Raw genomic sequence first — 24,827 nt, forward strand, 5'->3', positions numbered from 1 at the left:
TGCTTCTTTTCATGTTAAATTTGGAGCGGCTCTGTCTCCGACTTAACATCGGATACGATGTTTTCCTCTCCCCATATGCATATCATATCAAGCACGGGAATAATCGCTAGAACTAGCTCCTATAGCTTCTACAGTAGGCAGATCACCAATTGCGTAGGGTAGTCTATGTAGAAAAGATACAATTTGAATCCTCCGTATTCTGGGATGATTGAGTGTTTTTTTCTATATTATCACAATGAAATTTTATAGATGTCATATGACAAAATAGATGACAAAGTTAATTACAACATAGGATTCTATGGCGAGATCAGATGATATAATGAGTATAACTACTTTTCGATATTGTGTATTCTGTCTACCTAATTGTAACTAGGGAGTGCTGTTAATGTTTGAGTTGCCAGGATACCAAACTTTAGATTTTATAGAGACTACCTCAGATATCAAGCTGTACAGACTGCTACGTCAAGAAGATGGCCTTAAGTTTATCGCCAAGACAACTACAGGCGAGTATCCAGGGTCTACTATGGTTGATGCTTTTCGTTATGAGTATGACATACTTAAGCGACTTAACGGTCGTGGAGCAGTCGAGGCGTATAGTCTGGAACTCACACCGGAACGGCCAGTCCTTCTCTTGAAAAATATAGAGGGGGTGACGCTGGATCAGATACTGCATACACCTGATTCACTGGAGCTTCCAGCGCTACTTCGTATTGCCATAGCTATAGCCGATTGTCTTATGCAAATTCATCGTGAGAAAATAACACTAAATGAACTAACCCCCGCTCATCTAATCGTAAATCCTAGCACCTTTGAAGTGAAATTTATTGATATCCGTATGTCCTGTACCGAAAGTGTTTCCAGTCCTTTGTTATCATTAAGTGGCCGACCGGATGCTTTGCTTCCTTATATATCGCCAGAACAAACGGGCAGAACAGGGGTGAACCCGGACTACCGTTCTGACTTTTATTCGCTTGGCGTTATCATGTATGAGTGCCTGTCAGGTAGTCTTCCCTTCGAACTTCATGATGTGGTTGATATTGTATATCGTCATCTTGCAGATACACCGGAGTCTATACATCGCAGGTTTCCCACTATCCCTCTATCTGTCTCAGACATTGTTGGCAAATGCATGGAGAAAATGCCTAGTGCGAGATATGCCAGCGCCTTTGGAATTAAGTCGGATCTTGAGGAATGTCTAACTCACCTAGAACAATTCGGGTACATCGAGCCCTTCTTGTTAGGAAGCTGGGATATTCCGGAGCACTGGATGGTATCGGAAAAATTCTACGGAAGACATTTTGAGAAACTTAGCTTACGAGAAGCGCTGAAACGAGCATCACAAGGTGCTGTAAAGACGGTCTGGCTTAGTGGGGAGAGTGGTATCGGCAAAACAACCTTTCTAAAAGAAACGCTTAAAAATACGATTTCTTTGGATGTTTTTTTCGCCAGAGGCAAATTTGAATCTCTACATACCTCACTTCCTTATGGCATCTGGCATCAAGTGATAGAGGAATTGGTCAGTCAACTGCTGATGGAAACGAAGCTGCAGCTGGAGGTTTGGAAGCTGCGTATTTTACAAGCGGTGGAGAATTACGGGCAGCTGCTGATCCAGTTTGTTCCTAAGCTTGAACTCTTGATTGGCCCACAGCCTTCCGTACCTCCGTTGCCTCCGTTGGAAGCTCAGCATCGATTTCGATTAATCATGAGCCGATTTATTCAACTCTTTCCTCATGAAGATCATCCTTTGATCTTGATATTGGACAATCTGCAATGGGCGGATGAAACATCGCTGCAATATCTCATTTCGCTTATAGAAGACACGGCCACGAGTCATCTGCTAATCGTTCTATCCTATCGTGATCGGGAAATTACGAGGCTGCATCCGCTTAGTAGATTGGAAAAGCATCTGATCGACCGTAACGCAGCGATGAGCCGAATCAATTTACAAGCGCTTGAACTCACGGATATAAAACAACTGCTACTTGATGTGATGCGTTATGAAGCTGCAGACTTGGACGAGCTGGCGCGGGTGCTGCTACATAAGACTGATGGAAATCCGTTATTTATTAAGCAATTCCTTCAAGATTTAATTGATGATCAGCGGGTGGAATTTGATGAAAATATGCGAAGCTGGAAATGGGATCTCCAGCGTATTACTGAATTGAATGTTCCTGATAATGTAGCAGCATATCTAACAAGTAAATTACAGCAATTTCCTGAGCAGACGGTATATGCACTTAGTAGAGCCGCTTTACTAGGCAGCATATTTGATGTGGGTACGCTTGCCGAAATAACGGAGATTCCGATAGAAATATTGACCGAAGCGTTGGCAGTAGCTGTAAATGGACGCTTGCTACAACCTGTTAGCGGGGAGAAATATACGCATTTTAAATTCCAGCACAACCACATTCATCGGGCGGCTTATGCGCTTGTTCCCGAAGAGGAGCTCCCAGAGTTGCATTGGAGGATTGGATCACTATTGCTGGGTCGTCACCCTGATAGTGAGGGAACAGTCCTATTTGAAGCTGTCCATCATTTGAATCAGGTACTTACCTGGATAGATAACCCTGAACAGAGGCTTCAACTGGTAGAGCTGAATTTAGAGGCAGGGATAAAAGCCAAACAAACAACCGCACATGAGACAGCCTTACAATATCTGCTTCAAGCGACGGCGTTATTAGAGGAGCAGAGCTGGGAGCAGCATTATGTGCTAACCTTTCGGGTATTTCGGGAAAGGGCTGAGCTCGAATACTTATGTTCCCATTTCGGCACGACTAATGAATTATTCCATTTGTTAATCCATAAAGCTACAACAGATATGGATAAGGCTTATGTCTACGCGATGAGGGTTCAACTGGAAGCAAGTAATGATAACCATAAAGAGGTTATCTCTTTAGGGAGGCATACATTATCGTTACTGAAAGTGAAACATCAATTTGATCCGAGTTATGTTCAATTGACGCTCCAGTGGTTACGATTGCGGCGTAGGCTAAAGAAGGTTTCTATCGAGTCGCTTAAACTTTTACCTCCAATGACCGATGAAGCACGTAGAATCGCCATGTCTACTTTAGATCATTCGAGCAATTCCTGCTTCTATGTTAATCGAGAAGGTTGGCTCGCTTCTTCTCTCACTATGATTGAGTTAACGCTCGACTATGGGATGACTCCGGAGGCTTCTCTTGGATTCATAGGCTACGCCATGTTTCAATACTATTACTTCCGTAATGATGAAGAGACATTCAAATGGGCCATGCTGGCTTGCAGCTTATCAGAACCTTATCCGAAACTTCATGTGACAACCCTGTCTGCATTCGCCATGTGCTATGATAGCTGGCGGAAATATGATCCAGCTATGCTCCAAACATTTACTGAGCATGCAGGTAAAGTCGGTTTGGAATCGGGCGATCTATGGAAGGGTAACCAGAGTATACTGATCAATTGTGCTTCCCTTTTACAATTTGGTCACCCACTCGGTGATATCTATAATCGGTTAATTACTCATTCTGGAGCTTTGCTGCGCCATAACAACAGCCTCCATTGTAAGCAGGCTATCATAGCAGTGGCCATTCTTGTTCGATTGACAGGGTATCGCTCTGTGGATGATCCATTTAACATCACAGAGATTAGCGAATCTGATTTTGCACAGTCGGTTCATGGCGACACCTTTGATTTTATACAGGAAATGGTCTGGATCTATCAGTATTTGACAGGTTATATATTTGGGGAGTACAGAGAAGCCAGTGAGGCATTAGCCAAATCAGCAGCCATTATAAAATCACGTGAGGATGGGTTAGACACTCCTACACAGACCATGTACGAAGGTTTAGTTTGGGCGCAGTTGTATGAGGAATATGATGCTGAAGAGCAGCGCATATATCGGAGAAAAATGCGCGGTTGCCTGGAGAAAATGAAAAAGCTTGCTAGGCGTAGCCCGGAGAATTATCAGCATAAATATTTATTGATGAAAGCTGAGCTTACTCGTCTATCACGAGATCCTCGCCAAGCTGAAGTCTTCTATGAACAATCCATTGAGACCGCTCGTATTTACGGACATATCCATGATTTAGCATTGGCAGCGGAGTGCTATGGCAAATATGGGCTTCGCCATGGCAAATTACATCTGGCAAGAATCTATATGACGGAGGCCTACGAGGCTTATCTGCAATGGGGCGCAAAGGCTAAAGCGGATGAACTGGAGAAGCAGCACAGCTATTTGCTGCATATTAAACGCGAGCCTGGGCTCGATCGTGTGGATTCTCTTTCCGTGGTAATGTCTGCCCAAGCTTTGTCGGGTGAGATGGAGATGAGTCGATTATTGGCCACATTGATGCGAATCATGCTCCATAATGCTGGGGCTGAATATGGAGCCGTTATTTTTGATCATGATGGCAAATGGATGGTTGAGGCTTATGGTACCTCGGAAGCTCAGCATATAGAATCTGTACCGCTTGGGGAAGAATCGTCGCTGGTTCCGGCAGCAATTATAGCTTATGCGGCAAGAACACATGAGCAGGTTGTATTACATGATGCACTCAGTGAGGGAATATTTACGCGTAATACTTACGTTAGGAATCATAAACTGAAATCCGTTCTTTGTCTTCCGATCATGAATCAGAATAAATTGGTTTGCCTGCTCTATTTGGAGAATAATCTATCACCAGGTGTATTTACTCCGAGCAGGCTTGATGTGCTCAAGCTGCTTGGCTCTCAGTGCGCCATTTCTATCGCCAATGCTAAGCTTTATTCAGGAATTCAATATCTTAAGAAAAATCTAGAGGACCAAGTCATAGAAAGAACCCGTAGTCTGGAGCGTTCAATGCGTGAAACGTCTGCAGCTTTGGCTGAAGCTACCGTCTTTGAGGAACGTAATCGTATTGCCCAAGAGATTCATGATATTGTCGGGCATACACTTACGTCGACGATCCTGCAGATTGAGGCTGGAAAGCGGCTACTCCATAAGAAGGACATTGACAGTGGATTTCAGCGTCTGGCTGAGGCCCAGGATCTTGTGCGGCATAGCCTGAATGAAATTCGCGGCTCCGTCCATATGCTGAAGGAGGACCGGTATTCTGATTTAACCGTTATGCTGAAGCAGCTGATTAGAGATACAGAGCGCAATACAGGCGTTGTTATCCATGCAGTTATTTATGATCTGCCGGAAGCCATGTCAACAGCCTATAAGAAGGCACTGTATCATGCTCTACAGGAGGGATTAACGAATGGAATTAGACACGGGAAAAGTACACAGTTCCATTTTAGCCTGGAGTCTGTTGGAGCGAATTTGCAGTTTAGGCTAAAAGATAGTGGGCTAGGGGCTAGTCCTATTGTGATGGGATTTGGTCTAAGAACGATGAAAGAACGGGTTGAGCAACTTGGGGGCAGCTTATCCATCGATTCAGAAATGAATGAGGGCTGTTTACTGGAGATCGATCTGCCAATGCGAAGGGTCGTGGATAGAAATGAGTAAGATTAAGATTGTAATTGCCGATGATCAATTGTTTACGCGTGAGGGACTTCGCACCATTCTAGATCTGGAAGATGATATGGAAGTGGTTGGTGCTGCTAAGAATGGGGAAGAGGCCTGCGAGATGGTGGAAGCATTCCAGCCTGATCTAGTACTTCTTGATATTCAAATGCCGGTTATGGATGGAATTAGCGCCTTGAAACGAATAAAGCAGATTCGGCCAGACATCTTTATTTTGATTCTGACTACTTTTATAGAGACTGATTATATTGTTGAGGGGATGGCCTACGGAGCGAGCGGCTATATGCTGAAGGATATGGACGCAGATAAAATGATCGCATCGATTCATGATACGTTATCCGGTCAGTTTATTCTTCCAGCTCCTGTAGCAGCTAAACTGGCAGCAAGGATGAATAGGCTAACAGAGGAGTATGAGCATTGGCAAAGATCTAGCCTAGATCGCATCAGTCTGACAGAACGGGAGGAGGAGCTGGCGCAGCTCATTATCCGGGGGCTTAACAATCGCGAAATTGCCGATACACTGCATATTGCGGAGGGGACAGCCCGTAACTATATTAGTAATCTTTATAGCAAATTAGAGGTGGTTGACCGGGCTCAAGCGATTGTGCGACTTCAAGCTATTATGTAAACGTGATTGATGCTAGCCAATTACTGTTGGAGCCAAGTAATAAAACATTGGAAAATTTCTCAGTATTCCAAATGTAACGGTCAGGATCAACATTACAGCCATAATACAATAGCTAAGTGGTTGAATACGCTTCTTTTCAGTAATCAAGTACAACATATACAAAGGTGCTAGAATAAATAGTAACGGGTTAAATCTAAACGACTGAATGAAGTCGAACTTTAATAAGGATAAGATAGCTCTTGTAATTCCACATCCCGGACAATAAAATCCGGTCCATTCATGAAACAGACAAGGAATACCCATATGGGTTAAGGGCAGCCATACAGTGAAATACAGTAAGCCAAGGAGACTTAAGGACACACTCCAGAATAGTTTGGGCTGTGTCCTCTTATTAATCGTAAAATTATACCAATTTATTAACATCTGATTGCACCAAAGCGTATGTAACAATACCAAAACTAAAGATTGTGAGGATCACATAAAGAGCTGAATTATCGGACACGAGTTGGCCGCGTTGTCTTTGAGCTTCTGCAACATGTTTACCGATCTGGTAGGCCCAAACCAGGCTCCATATCCCGCAAGTAATCAATGTCAGAAGAAAATGCTTTCCTCCAGTAAATGTGTAGTCCCCACTTAACTTGCCTACGTCATTCGTTAGAACGATAAACCAAAATATTCCGTATATTCCACATGTAATTAATGATAATATAATGGAAAATGCGACACTTCTTTGACTAATCATTGTTCACTCTCCTATGTATTTATATGAAAATTTTACAGTATTATCATAGTCAATTGTGAAAACATATACAAGATAATATTTGGTAGTTTGTTTTCTAGGAGAAAATCAGGAAACGTGGAACAAACTTACTATCTGGATATAGTGGAATCATTACTCCATATGAAATATACTTTTAAAGATTAGCCGCAAGACAGCTAGAATTTGAACTACGATTGGAGAAAATGAAACAATGTCTAATTTACCGAACTGCCCGAAATGTAATTCTGAGTACACTTATGAAGATGGAAGTCTACTAGTCTGCCCGGAATGTGCACATGAGTGGACATTAGAATCAGAGTCTGAGAATAGTGAAAGTCAAAAGGTTATCAAAGATGCCAACGGCAACGTACTAAACGACGGCGACTCAGTAACTGTAATCAAAGACCTTAAGGTAAAAGGAAGCTCATCCGTTCTGAAGATAGGCACCAAAGTCAAAAACATCCGTTTAGTGGACGGAGATCATGATATTGATTGCAAAATCGATGGGTTTGGAGCTATGAAATTAAAATCCGAATTTGTTAAAAAGATATAAAAAATATAAAAGAAAGAATCAGCCTACCTTCTATAAAAGCAGGGCTGATTCTTTCTTTTTTTAGGTAATGTTTAAAGGCGTGTCATCTTATGATCTCGACAATTTGGTTTCGTCCTGCATTTTTGGCTTGATATAAAGCTTTGTCCACTGATTCGAATAAATCATTTAGCTGATTGGTCGGGCTTTCGGCATACTGCTCTGCAAAATTATTAATAGAGAGTAGTCCCATGCTTACAGTGATGGATACAGAATGAGGAATCTCATCCACATGTACTTTATTGGCCTCTATCATGAATTTGATATGCTCTGCCCAGAGGTTTGCTTGTTTGTGGTTCGTATTTGGTAAATAGACGATAAACTCTTCCCCACCATAGCGTGCCAGAATATCCGTCTCCCTTAGTGAATGCTTAATGACCTCCACCGTGCTGCAAATTACAACATCGCCGACTAAGTGGCCGTAATTGTCATTCACCGTTTTGAAAAAGTCGATATCCAGTAGAATGATGGCAAAAGGCTGCTTCAATATCATATTTTCTATAATCTCTTTTTCTAAGTACTGCGTTAAGTAATGACGGTTATAACAACCAGTTAAGCTGTCGGTTATGGCCATCTGCTTGAGTTTTTGGTTGGTCTGAGAAAGCTTATTCTGGATTTCAATTAATGCCAGATTACGCTCTTGCAGGATCTCGTTCTGCTGATTAGTCTCAGCAATGAGGCGATGCAGTTCACTTCTATCCTGAAAGGTGAGAATCCGTCCAACCATGATCTCGCCTACGACAATGGGTGCCGCTGTAATATTGATGTATGCTTGGAGCGAGGTGTAGAAGACTTCAACTTCGGTTCTCTCCATGGGCTGTTTAAGATATGTATGTTGAAACAATCGGAAAGCGCTGGCAGTCTGCTCCAGGGGTGTTAGCGTCGATAAGTCGAAGCGGTCACCGATCTGTAGGTTGATTTTTGGCAAAAGCGATCGATTGATCTCTACCACAGTCTCGTTATCATCAAGTACAAGAATACCTACTGTGAGTGTGTCAATGATATCCTGATGGGCAATGGTTACGAGATCAAATATTTTATCACGATGGATGGCAATGACGAAAAAGATCGCAGAGATTAGTATTCCCAGAGAGGTCATCCCCGGAATCACCGGCTGAGATTTAAACAGTACTACATTAAGAAAGACATCCAGTAATACAAATACAGTCAGCACTAGCACACCCTTAAGTACATGCGTAACCTGTTTTTTGATCCGCTGTGTGGCGTTCGATATAAGCGCTGAATAGATGATATACAGAGAAATAATAATAGTGCAGATCAAGAAGAGAATAAACAGCCAAAAAAGCGGACCATAAGATCTTTCAACATATCCACCATGCATAGGCAGTACAAAGCTTTGCTTTGGATTGACGATCACGCCTATTAAGATCAATGCTGCGACAATGTATAGGAGCAGCGTTTTCTTTTTTCGGAGAAGGTATGATTTTCCAGTTAGAAATATCGTAAAAAGAAGCCATCCAATCGTTAACAGTATCGAGTCAATAAAAGCGAGCTTCACATAAAACAATTGAACATCGGGATCAGCTGTAGTTTTGAGAGCGAATTGACAGAAGGGCCATAACATCATCGTGAAATGGAAAGTCAAGTAAACCTTATGTAAGTTAGTGATGGTTACAGTAACAAATATGTAGATGAATAGAACGAAAAGAACGAAGAATAATGATAAGTCAATCCATGTCATGATATTCAATTTGGTAACACCTTCTTATATAAAAAAATAGGTTCATCTTTATTCATTTATGCTCGAAACCTTCTCCCACTCGGTTAGCAGCTCTTGTACACTCTGTGCGGACTGTGGCTTACTGAATAAGTAACCTTGAATTTTATCGCAGCCTTGCTCCTGTAGGTAATCGAGTTGTACAGTTCGCTCTACACCTTCTGCAATAACACACATATTCATGCGTTTACCAATCATAATAATTTGTTCGACGAGAACGGCTTGATGTGTCCCTGTTCGAATGGAATCAATGAAGGACTTGTCTATTTTTAATGTCGAGATCGGCATATGAGTAAGATAGCTTAAGGAGGAATAACCTGTACCAAAGTCATCCAAGGCAATTTTGATGTTGTGAGCTCTGAGTTCAGTCAGTTTGCTGCTCACATATTCGTAAGATTCAACCAGAACACTTTCAGTGATTTCTAGCTCTAAGAATTCAGGGTCTAGCTCGTAGGCTTGCAAGGTGTCTAGCACTAACTCATTGAAATCGCTTTGCAGGAGCTGCAGCATTGAAATATTAACAGACATGGTCAGATGTGATAATCCTTGCTCATGAAGACTTTTTAAAAAGGCACAGGCCGTTCTGAGCACCCACGCTCCAAGAGGAATAATGAGATGGGAATCTTCTGCTATTTTGATGAACTTATCCGGAGGGACCATGCCTAGTATAGGGTTATTCCAGCGCATAAGAGCCTCTAGTCCCGTCACCCTGTTCTGAGTCAGATCAATCTGGGGTTGATAGAATACTTCCAGCTCATTTTTCTCTAAAGCATTATATAACTGCTTCTCAATGTTCATTCGCTCAGTGAAGGTATCGTTGAGCAGTTGATCAAAGACAATAATTTGCCCCTTACCAGCGTCTTTGGCTTTATACATAGCGATGTCTGCGCATTTAAGGAGTTCCATAATATTACTTCCATGTTCGGGGTGAGCACTGATTCCGATGCTTAGGCTAACATGCAGCAGACTGTCATCCATCTCAATCGCATCTTTAAAACCGGCAATAATGTGGGTGGCTACGCTAGTTATACACTGACTGTTCTCAATAGAATATAAAAGAATGATGAACTCATCCCCGGCGAAACGATACACTTCCCCACTACTCCCAACCAGGGTCACCAATCTCTCACTAACCTTAACAATTAGCCGGTCACCAAATTCATGGCCCATTGTATCATTTACATATTTGAAGTAATCAATGTCGATAAACATTAAGGCTGCAATGTTATTCCTTTCCAAAATGTGAGGCCCATTCTCATAAAATGCTAATTTGTTGGGCAAGCCGGTTAATAGATCATGATACGCCAGATAATGCATCCTTTCTTCATTCATGGCTAGCTTCTCTTGATTCTCAATGAGCTGATCATATTGTTGTCTGAGTTCTTCTTCCGTAGCTGTGATTTCCTCATAGGCGGCCTCTAGATTTTCGTGGGCACTCACCTTATCCCTATAGGCAAGATCCAGTTTTTTTTCGATCCGTTTAATCCGTTTCAGAGTACCTAGAATTAACGCAAAGATAAGCAAAGCTGTTATGAGGACAAAGAACCAGCCTTTAATTATATTACTAAGTCTTATCCACTCCGGATCTCGTGTAAAAGCGGAAACGGCTTTATCTGTTAAAGGGATCCATAAGCACCCTATAATAAAATATATTACGGCGATTTTTAAGGAACCCCGAACAGGATTGAAGGATTGTTTGGATATGGAATTTTTGTGTTTATTTCTTTGAAGCATATGTCCCTCCTATATTAAGCATGAGATGCACGAGAGCTACTTGTTTTAGATCATTTCAACATATTTCATCAAAATCCTCTATTTGTCAGCGAGGTTCTGCAAATTTTAAGAATGAGTTTTTGGACAAGCTGAGGCTAGGCATTAATGCCTAGCTATGCTTGAACGTAACTTGTGTTATAATCAAACAAACAACTCGAAGAGAAAACTATAGTTAGGGGGGAATCGTAAGTGGAAATAGGTATCAGTACGTTCGTAGAAACAACACCGGATGTTCAATCAGGGGAGTTAATAAGTCATGCACAGCGATTGCGCGAGGTAGTAGAGGAGATTGTTCTTGCAGATAAGGTGGGCTTAGATATATTCGGTGTGGGTGAGCATCATCGAAAGGATTATGCTGCATCTTCTCCAGCAGTATTGCTGGCTGCGGCTGCCTCCCAGACGACACGAATTCGGCTGACCAGCGCGGTAACTGTGCTGTCCTCTGCTGATCCAGTACGTGTATTTCAGGATTTTGCAACACTTGATGGAATCTCAAATGGACGGGCAGAAATCATGGCAGGCCGGGGTTCTTTTATCGAATCTTTCCCGCTCTTTGGATACGATTTAAATGACTATGATGAGTTATTCGATGAGAAGCTGGACCTGTTGTTAAAAATAACGGCATCCGAAAAAGTAACATGGAGTGGAAATCACCGTCCAGCCATTAATAATCTGGGGATTTATCCGCGCCCTGTTCAGAATCCATTGCCCGTATGGATTGGCAGTGGAGGCAATACAGAATCTGTAATTCGTGCTGGCCTGCTCGGGCTACCACTTGTGCTCGCGATTATCGGAGGAAGTCCGTTGCAGTTTGCTCCACTGGTGAAGCTCTATAAGAAAGCGGCGGCCCAAGCAGGACATGATGTGTCGAAGCTTCCGGTTGCCTCACACTCGCACGGCTTTATTGCAGAGGATAATCAGCTTGCGGCCGATATGTTCTTCCCCTCTACGCAGGCTAGCATGAATGTGATTGGTCGTGAACGTGGCTGGGGTCATTATAGTCGGGCGAGCTTTGATGCGGCACGTAGATTTGAAGGTGCTTTATATGTAGGAGATCCAGACACCGTTGCAGAGAAGATTATCCACCTGCGCAAACACGTAGGAATTACACGCTTTATGCTGCATGTGCCGCTAGGTACGATGCCTCATAAGGAAGTAATGAGAGCCATTGAGCTATTGGGGACTGAAGTAGCACCCATTGTTCGAGCTGAGATATCGAGATGGGAAGCAGAGGTCGAAGCAAAATAGGATTGACCCTTTCTAGATTAACCAGTATGATCTTACCAATTATTGTACTGATGGGAGGAGGGGACTGAAGTGGCGGATCGAATCATAGCGGACAGGCTTGAGGAATTAGGTATTGTTCTACCTAGTGCCAGTGAACCGGCGGCAAAATATGCTAACTACGTCATTGTTAATGGATTATGTTTTGTATCGGGAAAAGGCCCTGCCGGGCACCCCAAAGGCAAGCTGGGACAAGACTTCACCACCGAAGAAGGTTATCATTTTGCACGTCAGACTGGTATAGAGATCCTTGCCGTCCTTGAGTCAGCTTTAGGTTCCTTGGATAAAGTGAAGAGAGTGGTCAAAATTCAAGGATTCGTGAATGCAGATCCCTTATTCGAAGAACATCATAAAGTGCTCAATGGCTGTTCGGATTTAATGCTGGAGGTATTCGGAGACAAGGGCAGTCATGCTCGTTCGGTATTGGGCGCTGTTTCTGTAAGGGATAATCTTCCCATTATTATCGATTCTATTTTTGAAGTGGAATAACAAGAGGGCTGTGGCACCGAAAGGTGACCGCAGTCCTCTTTTTTAAAAAATATAGGCTATGTTAAATCTTAATGTGGGACCGGGATTTCTTTTTCCATAACAAAATCATCCATGACGAATCCATGCCCGATATCCGCAATTTGCTCTCGTACGGTCCGGAAGCCTTTTTTCTCATATACCGCTATACTCGATTCGTTATGACGATTGACCGTCAGCCAAATATGGCTTAGGTTTCGATCTTTGCACAGCTTCTCAAGGAATGCCAACGCTTGGCTGGCATAGCTGCGTCCCCTGTACTCCTTGCCGATATAAAACTTGCTCAAGAAGAGCTTTCCCTCTTCTTGTCTGGCCGAAATATATCCGACTGCGGAGCCATCGTTATGGAGCAAGTAATATTCGTAGCCCTGATGCTGGATCTGATCCGTAATCGCTGGAACCGATTGGTACTTGTCAATCATGTAATCAATCTGCTCGATTGTAATAATGGAAACATAATATTCGCGCCATATTTCTGCCGCCAATCGCGCAACCTCAGCGGTTTCTTCTGCTGTATTCACGTGTGAAAACATAAGCCTCATGACAGGTGCCTGCCTTTCCTGGATCTTTCGCTTCATCCAATCAATAGAATATCATAAATTAATATATATAGAAGCGCTAGTCGCAACTAGCGAAGCATGAAAGGTAAGTAACGCTTCCAGTTGCTTTTGTGGGCTTCCACCAATAATTGTAACAGAACTAATTACCCTTTTTTTTAGTAATAATAATTGAACATATCAATCAACGAGGTGATGACATCATGAGGATTCATAAGAAAGCAACACTACTTGTACTACTTACATCTATACTCTATACAGTTCCAGCCCATGCGGCGGTGACGCCTCAGAATCAGGTTACGGGCGTTTTTCTGGATGATCGGCAGCTTGAATTAGAGGTTCAGCCCTTGCTCATAAACGGTACAACGCTTATTCCCATGCGCAAGCTGTTTGAAGAACAGGGAGCAAAGATTTCATGGAACAACGATACCAAAACAGTTAAGGCCACTAAGGGAACGCTGCTGCTGACTTATCAAATAGGAGATTTAACTGCGAACAAAAATGGACAAGTCTTAAGCTTAACCGTTCCGGGTCAGGTTGTCGGTGGAAATACGATGATGCCGCTGCGTTTTGTCAGCGAGGCTCTAGGCAGCACAGTGAAGTGGGAGGCCAACACTCGGACCGTCCGCATCTACTCAGCGATGAATTACGATACAACGATTCGTTATGGGGTTAACCTCCGCAGTTCGCCGAATTCATCGGATCAATCAGGTGTCCAGCAAATGTTGTCCGTAGGTGATAAAGTCCATATCGTTAGAGAAGTGGATGCTCTCTGGTTAGAAGTGCGGACGCAAGACAACAAGACGGGATACATATCTGCTAAACCGAAATATAGCGATTATACTAGTGAGTCGCTCGCTGAGAAGCAGGGAAACGAACTGCTTGCATACGGAGAGAAGTATCTGGGAACCCCTTATGAATTTGGTGCAGCAACAAACCAGACGTCTACCTTTGACTGTTCTTCTTTCGTAGGGCATTTATTTGAGAACGTGTTGTCGGTGGATCTGCCACGTGCCTCTTATAATCAAGCCAAAGAAGGGAAGGAAGTTGGGATCACCGAACTGCGTAAAGGTGATTTGTTATTCTTTAGTGCACGTGGCCTCGACATTGGTCATGTTGCCATGTATGCGGGGAATAATCAGATATTGCATACGTATTCGAAGGAACAAGGCGTCCATTATGAAGCCCTGAGTGAGAAGTGGAAGAAGCGTTTTGTGACGGCCCGTAGAATGTTTTGATTGGGTAGCGATTAAGCTATAATGATCACAATGAAGCAAACAGTTCTATTTATTCCTCATAGATTTCATCGAAACCACTCCATCCTAGGAGTGGTTTTTAAATTTGGGGTATAATGGATGTAGATCATATAGTATAAACCTACAGGGGTGAAATATAGATGAAGCGCATTACGATTTTGATTGCGGATGATGAGGCGGAGATTGCGGATCTTGTGGCTTTGCATTTGCAAAAAGAAGGGTATCATATCATTAAAGTATCCGATGGGCGGGCAGCGGTGCAAGCTATTGACTCCCAAACGATAGATTTGGCGATTCTCGATATTATGATGCCAGGGCTGGATGGCTATGAGGTAACCCGTCACATCCGGGAGCAGCATCATCTGCCGATTATCTTTTTAAGTGCGAAAACTTCTGATCTCGATAAGATCACTGGACTTGTCATGGGCGCAGATGATTATATGACCAAACCGTTTAATCCCATGGAGCTAGTAGCCCGCGTTAATTCTCAACTACGGCGCTCTATACAATTCAGTCAGCCCGCGGCCATTCTTAAATCGGTCCTTGAAGTAGGTGGGCTGACGATTTCACCAGATGAGCATACCGTCACTCTTTACGGCGAGATAATAGACCTAACTCCGAAAGAGTTTGATATTCTGCATTTATTAGCCAGTCATCCGAAGCAGGTGTTTAGCGCAGAGAGTATTTTCCAACAGGTATGGGGAGAGGCCTATTATGAGAGTGGCAACACAGTCATGGTACATATCCGCACTTTGCGTAAAAAACTTGGAGAAGACATCAATAAGAACAAATTTATTAAGACGATCTGGGGCGTAGGATATACCTTTACTGGGTAAGACCACTGAACTCTTATACATTTTAAGAAAAACTTTATAATTGTCCTGCCTTTTCTTTAAAGTGTCTTCGTTATTCTATTCCTATCAAGCATAAACGCTTTAAGGAAATGGGAGGACATTACGGATGAAAAAGTGGGGCTTTTTGGTGATTGTTGTGTTATTTCTTGGTTACGCTGCAGCTCGTTATTTACCAGATACGGGTAATTTAGCTGATAAGAATGATAAGATTCAAAAAGGATCGATTAGAAATAGCGATAGTTTAAAGGTAGTTACGCAAGATCAGGTATATCAAGGAGATTTATTGCTGGTGAACAAACAATATCCGGTACATGAGAACAGTGTGAAGTCCGATATTGTAACCTTATCTGATCAGAAGGAACTGGTTCAGGGCTACGGATTACTAGATACCTCGATTCGGTTGTCTGAAAGTGTAACCCATAAATTTATTAAGATGATTAAGGCTGCTGAGAAGGATGGCGTGAATCATTTTTTAATTAGCAGCGGGTACAGAGACTTTGAGGAGCAAGAGGAATTGTATAAGGAAAAAGGTTCAGACTATGCTCTGCCAGCACAATATAGCGAACATAATCTAGGATTATCGCTGGACATCGGGTCGTCCCAATCGGAAATGAGCAAAGCACCTGAAGGCAAATGGTTGGAAAAGAATGCGTGGAAATACGGCTTTATTCTACGCTATCCGAAAGACAAAACGGAGATTACGGGGATAAAATATGAACCTTGGCACTTCCGTTATGTCGGCTTACCGCATAGTGCGATCATTTATGAGAAGGGAATTGTGCTGGAACAATATTTAGATCTTTTGAAGGAGAATAGAGAAATTTCAACGGTTGTAGACGGCAAAACATATACGGTGAACTATTATCCAGTATCAGGATATACAAGTATTAAGATTCCAAAGGAAGGGCAATATAAAACGTCGGGCGATAATATGGACGGCGTAATTGTCACTACATTTTGATGAGTACGAAGCCTAAGAGCGAGTCTACTATGAAATTATTGCTGGCAGCCGTATTTATTGTCTATATGTATTTCTTGATCCGAATTATTGTATTTAAAGGTGCACCTTTTAGCTTGCCATCACTTTGGGAACAGGCTGGGCGTATGCTTGAACATCCCGACAGAATTTTTAATCGACAGGGCAACTATATACCTTTTAAAGAGATCTCGCGGGGGATAGAACATCTGTCACTTTCAGATCCTTTTTCATCACTTAATTTAGTGGGCAATCTTCTGGCGTTTATTCCTTTTGGAGTCATTGTACCTATGCTGTTATCGCAAAAAGAAAGGTTATTCCAAAAGGTCTTCATGCTCTCTTTTGCGCTGAGTCTGAGCTTTGAAGCTACACAATTAGTATTGTATATCGGCACCTTTGACGTAGATGATCTGATCTTAAATACTTGCGGTGGGGTAGTCGGTTACGCCATGTATAGAATGCTGGTTTCTTCTGGATTGTTTACAACTATATCGAAGCGGTGTTAGTATTTGTGGATGGTAGATATAGACAGGAAATAGAAGGGGCATGGTATGAAAAAACGTATTTCGGATATTGTTTCCATCATTGTAGGAGCATTGCTGTTCTCCTTGGCCGTTAACTTGTTTGTGATTCCGAACGAATTCGGTGAAGGCGGGGTAACGGGACTGACTATGATTACATACTATTTGTATCAATGGTCACCGGGTATTGTTAGCTTAATTCTTAATGCTTTATTATTGATTATGGGTTATAAATTTTTGGACAAAACGACGACGGTATACACGATTATTGCGGTGTTTTTTAACTCGTTATTCTTGATTCTTACGAAGAATTGGCATATCGCCAGCGATGAGTTGATCATCAATGCAATATTTGGAGGCATCTTGTCTGGTGTGGGTATCGGAATGATCATACGCGTGGGTGGGACGACCGCAGGTTCAACCATTATCGCCAGAATCTTGCATAAATTTTTGGATTGGAACGTTAGCTACGCTCTTCTTCTGGTCGATTTAGTTGTGGTATTTGCTTCGTATTTCATCATTGGTGTTCAAAGTCTGATGTTTACGATTGTGATGCTCTATATAGCGACTAAGGTGATGGACTTCATTATTGAGGGAGTGAATCCTAAGAAGGCCATTACGATTGTATCCAAGGAGCAGGACAAAATTGCTGAACAAGTGAATCGAATCATGGATAGAGGGGTCACAGTCATTTATGGCCGGGGATATTATACTAAAGAACCCAAAGAGCTGCTTTACATTGTCATTAGCAAACAGGAAGTGACCATGCTTAAGAAAATTGTAAGATCGATTGATAAAGAGGCTTTTATCGCCATTCACGATGTAAGAGATGTGTTCGGGGAAGGCTTTGTGGAACTGGCAAAATAAGAGCTAAAGTGCTGTCCGGTAGCTACCTGAGCTGCTTGGGCGGCTTTTTTTTTGGGTTGGGCATTCGAATGTGATAGATATCATTGCGTTTTCTGTTTGTTCACATTTTATTAAATTTTAAAGTGATTCAGCGCACACTCGCTCATTTGCAGCTTCTATATGCTTGTTATAGAGGCATTATCTAATTGCAGGAGAGAGGGTTATTCATATGTTAGATCAACAAACGATTGCTATTATAAAATCAACAGTTCCTGTATTACAGGTTCATGGAACAACCATTACTACGACGTTCTATGGCATGTTATTTGAAAACCATCCAGAGCTATTAAATATATTTAATCATGCCAATCAGCGGCAAGGCAGACAGCAGACAGCGCTTGCTAACGCAGTCCTAGCAGCGGCTATGAATATTGATCAACTAGAGAATATCTTACCAGTGGTGAAACAGATTGCTGAGAAGCATCGCGCGCTAGGTGTATTGCCTGAGCATTATCCGATTGTGGGTGAGACCTTGTTAGCTGCGATTGGGCAAGTGCTTGGCGATGCGGCAACACCGGAAATTATAGATGCATGGGCCAAGGCCTATGGTGTGATCGCAGATGCTTTCATTGGTGTGGAAGCGCAAAAGTATCGTGAAGCTGCGGAAGCTCCGGGGGGCTGGAGTGGATTCAGAAACTTTGTCGTCACTCGGAAGGTTAGAGAAAGTGAGCTTATTACTTCTTTTTACCTGTCTCCTGAGGACGGAGGGGAGATCTCCTCTTATGCCCCGGGTCAGTACATCACGGTACGTGTTCAGCCTAAGGGCGAGGAATATTCCCATATTCGCCACTACAGTTTGTCCAGTGCTCCGGGACAGATGTATTACCGTATCACTGTTAAACGGGAAGGCGAAGGGTTAGACAGACCCGCAGGCGTCGTATCTACTTATCTGCATGATTTCGTCCAAGTGGGCTCTATTTTAGAAGTGGGTTCTCCAGCGGGCGATTTTGTACTGGATCAGCGTAGTGATACTCCGGTGGTTCTAATCAGTGGGGGTGTGGGCTTAACCCCAATGGTAAGTATGCTGGAGACAATAATTGCTGCACAGCCAGAACGCGAGGTAACCTATATTCATGCAGCCATCAATGGAAGTTTGCATGCTATGAAAGATAGGGTGGCAGATTTAGCGCAATCTCATTCTTCTCTTCGGTCCTATGTATGTTATGAATCTCCAAACGAAGGAGAACAGTACAATAGATCTGGTTATATTGATCTTTCTTGGCTTCAAGAAATAGCAGATGTGAACTCTGAATTCTATTTCTGTGGGCCGACCCCTTTTATGAAGGTCATATATAAGGCGCTCAAGGAATGGAGGGTACCTGATGACAGAATTCATTTTGAATTTTTTGGCCCTGCCGGCAGTTTAGAAGAATAATATATAACAAAAAGCGCTTCAGCCGATTGGCTGAAGCGCTTTTTGTTTTGCGTTAGTATTTATTTGAAAGAAGCAAATGGATCGGTGCCTTTAGGCAATATTGAACTGAAATTAAAGGTGTAGGTAGGAATTCCAGCTGCATAAGGTGCGATTTCATATTGTTGATAGAAGATAGCTAAGCCACTTTCACTGACGTAGAAGGCTGGTTTATCTGTGAGTCCACCCGTTGACTCCGGAAAAGCAATATCCTTAGTGCTTGCCTTCAACATTTTATCTAGCTTTTGTTTGTAGTTTGGTTCTGCCTTTAGCAGGTCTTTAAGCTCTATCTTCTTACCATCCTTCAGCGAGAAGGTATGTCCCTCGCGCATGGTACCGCCGTGTGCTCCACCGCTGTAACCATATTGATCGACTACAATACTAAGTATGCCTTCGCGGTTAAAGGTGACAACATAATTTTGAGAATAGTCATATTTATTCTCTATCGTACCATCTCTACGGCTAGACTCTTTCTCAGCCTCTGACACGAATAGTTCAGCCTCTTTTTTGAAGGTAGCATTAATCGTATTTTGCACTTCATCGGTTAGACCGCTGATTTTTGGATATTGTACTTTAATACTAGCATTCTTATTGCTCTTGTCTAAGGCAACAGAGGTGATCTTGATGTCATTCATCACCTTATTGCTAAGCTCAAGCGATTTCTGAGCTGGATTATATACGCCTTGAACACCTAAATAATCATTTAACAGTTTGAAAGGAACATATAAGCGGTCATTGATCATCTTCACTTCATGATTTCCGGTCATGCTATAAATGTAATATCCGTTTAAATCGGTACTGACGCCATAGTCAGAGACCTCCATGTTCAGCTTCGCCGAGTCACTACCTACACTGTAAGTCTTTGTGGTTGAATTGTATTGAATAGCAAGGCCGAAGGCATCACGCAATACGGTTAAAGGGATCATGGTATTTCCATCTACGATTTTTCCTTGCTGCGTTAAGACTTGGCCTTTATATTTAAGCACCACAGAAGGCTGCTGAACGGCTTGTTTAACCGTTTTCGTGGTCGTTGCAGCCTGAACAGAATTCCCTCCGATGAGTCCAGTACCTCCAAGTAATACTCCAGTTGCTAATACAGCAGACGTCCATTTCATAGTTTTGTTCATGATTTAATTTCTCCTCTCCAATGATGGGCTTATGTAGTTCATTATGATTTTTGATGTTGTCTATCACTCCTACAATTATACCTAGGCCCCCAATAGATTTGATTACAAACAGGGTTACAGTGTTGTTGCATAGACGTGCAAAAGGTATATACTTTTTAACCATTTATTAATTTTTGACACAATCATAAGGACTTTAAAGTAATTACGGTAAGCTCGGGGCGGCAATTAAAACGTATAGGCATACGAGTCACTCCAATCCCGCGTGTGGTATAGATCTGGAGTCGACTATCTGGGAGCTGGTATAGTCCGCTTGAATATTTACTGCCGTGAGGCGGAGTATACAAGGCACCTACAAAGGGGAGACGCACCTGTCCTCCGTGACTATGGCCGGACAATTGCAGATCTATGGGAAGATCACTATATTCATCAGCAAAATCAGGCTCGTGAGCAAGGAGTAGGGTACATGCCTTATCAGGGATATGGCGTAGCGCCTGATGAATATCTGCTTTGCCGACCCACGGATCATCTACTCCAGCTAGATAAAGCGCCTCCGCATCTTTTTTTAAGACAATATGTTCATTATGAAGCACGTGGAAGCCAGATTGCGCTAACCCTTTCGTTACAGCTTTCCTAGTACCAAAAGCATCGTGGTTACCTAATACAGCATATTGTCCAAAGGGTGCCCGCAACTGTGAACATAAGTCTACAGCCTCAGAAATATATTCGGTTGAATGATCGAGTAGATCCCCAGTGAAGCAGATCAGATCTGGACTTACATGTTGAATTTGCTGTACTAACTCTGTTAAGGCTTCGGACTTCGTATACACGCCTAAGTGTAAATCACTGAAATGAACGATACGAAATCTATCGAATGTTGGAGGGAGTAGAGGAAGCTTTATATCTATATGTTTAACTTCAAGCCAGTAGGGCTCGACCCAGTGAGAATAAATGCCGGTCGCACTAGCGGTTCCAAGCAGCCCGAGCGACACTTGAGCACTTTTCTTCAGAAATTGGCGTCTGCTAATAGGTTTAGTATTCATGAATCCATCCTACGGTAGAATTGTTACTTTAATATGACAATATTCATTATGTCACCCATTGTGTCGATAAACTTACATATACATTTACTTAATGGGAGATGAACAGATGAGTATTATCGATGCCTTAGTCCTCGCAGCACCTTATTTCAAAAAGATTCACTCGCAGGATATTATGATTGGAATCACGGACAGGGAAATCTTCCAGTATTATACTCCTAGTAATGCCATTAATCTTGGATTGGTTAAAGGAAGTCCTATTCCACCTGAAGACTTAACCATTTCAAATGGATTGAAAGGTGAGGTTAGCTTTAACCGCATTCCAGCAGAAATATATGGATCTCCTGTGATTTCAACATGTGTTCCTATATATGGAACAGATAACGAGGTAGTGGGCGTGTTCGCAATTGCTTACACACTGGAGAACGAGAATAAGCTTGAGGTATTTACAGAAGAGATTAATGGGATAAGCAATCACCTAATGGATATGGTTCAGAGCGTAGCTGCCCAATCTGAAGAATTATCGGCCACCTCTCAACAAATATTAGATAATACACGTAGAGCGGTAACGGAGTCTCAAGAAGTAAATAAGGTTACTAGCTTCATTCGTGAAATTTCTGAGCAGACGAATCTGCTAGGACTAAATGCGGCCATCGAAGCTGCGCGTGTAGGAGAGCAGGGGGCGGGCTTTGGCGTTGTGGCTAAGGAAGTACGCAAACTGTCTGTAAATACCAAAGAAGCAACCCATAATATTGAAAAATCACTCAGTGATGTTCAAAAGTCCATTAAACAAATGGAGCTGGAAATTGAAGCGATCTCCGCTTCTTCACACGCACAAGCAGAACTTGTCACCGAATTCAGCGGGGTAATTGAACGCTTGAATAAGGCCAGCAAAGAAATGACTACTTTCATGCAATCCATCATCCAGTAGGGTGTATGCATAAAGTTACTTATCCTAAACCATGCTAGAAGAGACAGGCGCATTTCAGAAGGGAGCGAATTTCATTTATGAAACAACCCGATTCCAGTCTGCAAGCGAACGACAATGTAACTCAAGCCAAAAATGCTTTAGGCAAACTTCATTTCTCTGTCTCTCAGGCGCTTAGTCATCCAACAGAACAGACTTTGGCACAGGCTGAGAACCGTTTGGCGCATACCGAACAGGCGGTGGAGCAAGCTCAGGCCTGGTTAGGCCCCCAAGGTGTGGAGTTGGCTGAAGAACTGCTGGCCGAGGATAAGAGCAGGCTTGCTGCATTGAAGACGCAAGGGAAACGTTCAGAACGCTAGATGTTCCTGCTACAACCCGTGAGGCGACTAAGCTTCACGGGTTGTTCTCATGCACTGTTTCTTTAAGGGTGTAGCTTAGGATTGAGGATGGTATACTGGATTGAAGGTTCTGGCAAGAGCTTGGATGGGGGATAAACGATATGAATGGTAAGGACATTGAAGAGTTAACCCGGCAGGCGGAGGCTTTCGTTCGACAATGTTACGCTGAACTTGATAAGACTGAAGCTGATATGGATCATCGCATCCAAGCCGTACGAGAAGAAATTAATCAATCCGGGAGTTACACACATACAACGGAAGAGTTGGCTCATGGGGCAAGAATGGCTTGGCGAAATAATAGCCGCTGCATTGGCCGCCTCTTCTGGCAATCCATTGAGCTGATGGATGAACGTCTGGCAGAGACCGAGGAGGATATTGCTGAAGCTTTGCTGCGACATCTGGAAAAGGCGAGTAATGGAGGACGCATTCGTCCACTTATCACGGTCTTCCGCAGCGGGGTAGATCCTGACCGGAGAATCCGGATTTGGAACCATCAATTGATTCGTTACGCGGGATATCCTGGTGATGCTGAACATGAACGCGCTGGTGATCCGGCATCGGATGAATTTACGAAATTGTGCCAACAACTAGGCTGGCAGGGAACAAGGGGCGATTTTGATGTATTGCCGCTAGTGATCAGCATAGGTAATGGGCATCCCCATGTATTTCCTATTCCTCAATACCTCATTCAGGAGGTACCGTTAACGCATCCCGAAATTGAACGTTTTGCAGAGCTTCAGCTTCGCTGGTATTCTGTACCGATCATTTCGGACATGCAGTTGGAGATTGGGGGAATTCTATACCCCGCGGCTCCTTTTAACGGCTGGTACATGGAGACTGAAATAGGCTCACGTAACTTAGGGGATACTGGACGATATAACACTTTGCCGGCTGTAGCTGATCTGATGGGACTTGACCGCTCCAGTAACACAACGCTTTGGAAGGATCGGGTGCTTCTTGAGTTGAATCGTGCAGTACTGCATTCCTTTAAGCAAGCTGGGGTCAGTATCGTTGATCACCATACAGCAGCCGATCAATTTGTGAGATTCCAAGAGCAGGAGCAGGGACATGAACGTCAGGTTTCGGGACGCTGGTCATGGCTGATCCCCCCTATGTCTCCGTCGTCTACACCGATTTGGCATGACAGTAAGCTGAAAGAATATGATTACAGCCCTCGTTTCCTTTATCAGCGATCACCTGTGGCCACCTGCCCTTTTCACTAGCCATCGAATTTATGATCAAAAAAGCGCCAAGTTCCCCTTATAAGGAAACTGGCGCTTTTTAGGCTTTTAAATGATCCAGGAAAATTCGTTTGAGAAGCTCAAGCTGATCGTCGGAGTCTAGGTCCGATTCTAGCAGGAGAATATTCTTTTTCATCGTTAGTTTCCTGGAAAAGAGGGCAAAGCTATTCATAAGAGTGATCAAGGTCTCTTTCACAGGGAGACCGGCACGAATAGAACCGTCTTCCACTCCATTTTGAATGATTCTGGAGTATTCATGCCAGATCTTACGATTGAGTGCATTGAAATTCAGCACATCCTCCACAGGCTCACTCGAGTGTGAGGCGTAGCTTTCGAAATTGACCATAAAGATAATACTTAGATGATTCTGATCCAGTATAAAGAAATCAAATAATTTCTCAATCTTTTCAAGACAGGTAAGTGGCAAGTCGGCCACATATTTAAAATAATCGAGCATAGGCTCCAGCATTCGGGTGGCCACAGCCACGATGAGCTTTTCTTTTCTAGGAAAATATCGAAACAACGTCGCAATCCCTATATTTGCTTCACTCGCGACATCCTGCATCGTCGATTTTTCAATTCCTTTTTGCGAAAATACCTGTTCTGCCGCTTCGAGAATCGCAAATAATCGTTGCTGCTTACCGTCGGATCTTTCTTTTTCGTAGCGTGTTTTAGGATTCATGAGGGATAGACCCTTCCATTTTTTGATTAGGTTCTTTAATTATTAGTATTATATCCACCGTTTATTGGATTAAGCAAGGAGTAGTTGTAGTTGTTTCATAATAATGATATGATGTATATCACAGTGATAGTGTGACTATCATCACTCGAAT

The 24,827-nt window shown here is 42.9% G+C and carries 21 protein-coding genes and 1 pseudogene; 14 read left to right on the top strand and 8 right to left on the bottom strand.

Annotated features, from left to right (window positions below; genetic code table 11):
* The first annotated feature begins 385 nt into the window (after nt 1–385).
* Together CA598_RS03210 and CA598_RS03215 are read left to right on the top strand one after the other, a co-directional pair.
* Complete coding sequence (locus CA598_RS03210) at nt 386–5,467, top strand: AAA family ATPase (RefSeq protein ID WP_094875356.1); 5,082 nt, start codon at nt 386–388, stop codon at nt 5,465–5,467.
* Nucleotides 5,460–6,113 (top strand): response regulator, encoded by a 654-nt coding sequence (locus CA598_RS03215; RefSeq protein WP_094868420.1) that lies wholly within the window; start codon nt 5,460–5,462, stop codon nt 6,111–6,113. The genes CA598_RS03210 and CA598_RS03215 overlap by 8 nt, the downstream gene beginning before the upstream one ends.
* A 12-nt stretch (nt 6,114–6,125) precedes the next feature.
* Here CA598_RS03215 and CA598_RS03220 read toward each other — a convergent pair whose 3' ends face one another.
* Entirely contained in the window at nt 6,126–6,536 is a 411-nt protein-coding gene (locus tag CA598_RS03220; RefSeq protein ID WP_094875358.1) for a DUF2752 domain-containing protein, read from the bottom strand.
* Nucleotides 6,517–6,855: a DUF4234 domain-containing protein gene (locus CA598_RS03225; RefSeq protein WP_094875359.1), complete on the bottom strand. Its 339-nt coding sequence runs from the start codon at nt 6,853–6,855 to the stop codon at nt 6,517–6,519. The genes CA598_RS03220 and CA598_RS03225 overlap by 20 nt, the downstream gene beginning before the upstream one ends.
* A 229-nt stretch (nt 6,856–7,084) precedes the next feature.
* Here CA598_RS03225 and CA598_RS03230 point away from each other — a divergent pair, with 229 nt between their 5' ends.
* The gene (locus tag CA598_RS03230) at nt 7,085–7,426 is read left to right on the top strand and encodes a zinc ribbon domain-containing protein YjdM (RefSeq protein WP_094868417.1); all 342 of its coding nucleotides are present in this window, start codon (nt 7,085–7,087) and stop codon (nt 7,424–7,426) included.
* An 82-nt stretch (nt 7,427–7,508) separates the two neighbouring features.
* On the opposite strand, the gene CA598_RS03235 is transcribed toward CA598_RS03230, so the two are convergent.
* Complete coding sequence (locus tag CA598_RS03235) at nt 7,509–9,164, bottom strand: histidine kinase N-terminal 7TM domain-containing diguanylate cyclase (RefSeq protein WP_094875417.1); 1,656 nt, start codon at nt 9,162–9,164, stop codon at nt 7,509–7,511.
* A 48-nt stretch (nt 9,165–9,212) separates the two neighbouring features.
* The gene (locus CA598_RS03240) at nt 9,213–10,934 is read right to left on the bottom strand and encodes a putative bifunctional diguanylate cyclase/phosphodiesterase (protein WP_094875360.1); all 1,722 of its coding nucleotides are present in this window, start codon (nt 10,932–10,934) and stop codon (nt 9,213–9,215) included.
* Between the two features lie 228 nt (nt 10,935–11,162).
* On the opposite strand from CA598_RS03240, the gene CA598_RS03245 reads away from it, so the two are divergent.
* Both CA598_RS03245 and CA598_RS03250 read left to right on the top strand, forming a co-directional pair.
* Nucleotides 11,163–12,221 carry an LLM class flavin-dependent oxidoreductase gene (locus CA598_RS03245; RefSeq protein ID WP_094875361.1) on the top strand — a complete coding sequence of 353 codons (1,059 nt, stop codon included), beginning with the start codon at nt 11,163–11,165 and terminating at the stop codon, nt 12,219–12,221.
* 69 nt (nt 12,222–12,290) lie between these two features.
* Complete coding sequence (locus CA598_RS03250) at nt 12,291–12,746, top strand: RidA family protein (RefSeq protein ID WP_256989668.1); 456 nt, start codon at nt 12,291–12,293, stop codon at nt 12,744–12,746.
* A gap of 68 nt (nt 12,747–12,814) precedes the next feature.
* On the opposite strand, the gene CA598_RS03255 is transcribed toward CA598_RS03250, so the two are convergent.
* Nucleotides 12,815–13,324 (bottom strand): GNAT family N-acetyltransferase, encoded by a 510-nt coding sequence (locus CA598_RS03255; protein ID WP_094875362.1) that lies wholly within the window; start codon nt 13,322–13,324, stop codon nt 12,815–12,817.
* Nucleotides 13,325–13,542: 218 nt separating this feature from the next.
* Between CA598_RS03255 and CA598_RS03260 the strand changes: the two genes are divergently transcribed.
* The 6 genes and pseudogenes from CA598_RS03260 (at nt 13,543) to hmpA (ending at nt 19,227) form a co-directional block, all read left to right on the top strand.
* Nucleotides 13,543–14,577, top strand: a complete 1,035-nt coding sequence (locus tag CA598_RS03260; protein ID WP_094875364.1) for a C40 family peptidase — start codon at nt 13,543–13,545, stop codon at nt 14,575–14,577.
* 158 nt (nt 14,578–14,735) lie between these two features.
* Nucleotides 14,736–15,431, top strand: a complete 696-nt coding sequence (locus CA598_RS03265; protein WP_094875365.1) for a response regulator transcription factor — start codon at nt 14,736–14,738, stop codon at nt 15,429–15,431.
* Between the two features lie 451 nt (nt 15,432–15,882).
* Nucleotides 15,883–16,213 (top strand): annotated as a pseudogene (locus CA598_RS33425) (M15 family metallopeptidase); the annotation flags it as partial.
* A gap of 226 nt (nt 16,214–16,439) precedes the next feature.
* A complete protein-coding gene (locus CA598_RS03275) occupies nt 16,440–16,931 on the top strand; it encodes a VanZ family protein (RefSeq protein WP_179283573.1) in 492 nt (163 codons plus the stop codon).
* 45 nt (nt 16,932–16,976) lie between these two features.
* The gene (locus CA598_RS03280) at nt 16,977–17,813 is read left to right on the top strand and encodes a YitT family protein (protein ID WP_094868411.1); all 837 of its coding nucleotides are present in this window, start codon (nt 16,977–16,979) and stop codon (nt 17,811–17,813) included.
* Nucleotides 17,814–18,021: 208 nt separating this feature from the next.
* A complete protein-coding gene (hmpA, locus tag CA598_RS03285) occupies nt 18,022–19,227 on the top strand; it encodes an NO-inducible flavohemoprotein (RefSeq protein WP_094875368.1) in 1,206 nt (401 codons plus the stop codon).
* Between the two features lie 59 nt (nt 19,228–19,286).
* Here hmpA and CA598_RS03290 read toward each other — a convergent pair whose 3' ends face one another.
* Both CA598_RS03290 and CA598_RS03295 read right to left on the bottom strand, forming a co-directional pair.
* Nucleotides 19,287–20,390 carry a PdaC/SigV domain-containing protein gene (locus CA598_RS03290; protein WP_094875370.1) on the bottom strand — a complete coding sequence of 368 codons (1,104 nt, stop codon included), beginning with the start codon at nt 20,388–20,390 and terminating at the stop codon, nt 19,287–19,289.
* Nucleotides 20,391–20,572: 182 nt separating this feature from the next.
* Nucleotides 20,573–21,430, bottom strand: a complete 858-nt coding sequence (locus CA598_RS03295; RefSeq protein ID WP_094868408.1) for a metallophosphoesterase — start codon at nt 21,428–21,430, stop codon at nt 20,573–20,575.
* A gap of 106 nt (nt 21,431–21,536) precedes the next feature.
* Here CA598_RS03295 and CA598_RS03300 point away from each other — a divergent pair, with 106 nt between their 5' ends.
* The 3 genes from CA598_RS03300 (at nt 21,537) to CA598_RS03310 (ending at nt 23,976) form a co-directional block, all read left to right on the top strand.
* The gene (locus CA598_RS03300; RefSeq protein WP_094875371.1) at nt 21,537–22,358 is read left to right on the top strand and encodes a methyl-accepting chemotaxis protein; all 822 of its coding nucleotides are present in this window, start codon (nt 21,537–21,539) and stop codon (nt 22,356–22,358) included.
* A gap of 77 nt (nt 22,359–22,435) precedes the next feature.
* Nucleotides 22,436–22,714, top strand: a complete 279-nt coding sequence (locus CA598_RS03305; protein WP_094868406.1) for a hypothetical protein — start codon at nt 22,436–22,438, stop codon at nt 22,712–22,714.
* Between the two features lie 140 nt (nt 22,715–22,854).
* Nucleotides 22,855–23,976, top strand: coding sequence for a nitric oxide synthase oxygenase (locus tag CA598_RS03310; RefSeq protein ID WP_094875372.1), 1,122 nt, complete (start codon nt 22,855–22,857; stop codon nt 23,974–23,976).
* A 58-nt stretch (nt 23,977–24,034) separates the two neighbouring features.
* On the opposite strand, the gene CA598_RS03315 is transcribed toward CA598_RS03310, so the two are convergent.
* Nucleotides 24,035–24,676 (bottom strand): TetR/AcrR family transcriptional regulator, encoded by a 642-nt coding sequence (locus CA598_RS03315; protein ID WP_094875374.1) that lies wholly within the window; start codon nt 24,674–24,676, stop codon nt 24,035–24,037.
* Nucleotides 24,677–24,827: the final 151 nt, after the last annotated feature.

Source organism: Paenibacillus sp. VTT E-133291 (assembly GCF_002264395.1).
Classification (GTDB): domain Bacteria; phylum Bacillota; class Bacilli; order Paenibacillales; family Paenibacillaceae; genus Paenibacillus_AQ; species Paenibacillus_AQ nitricinens.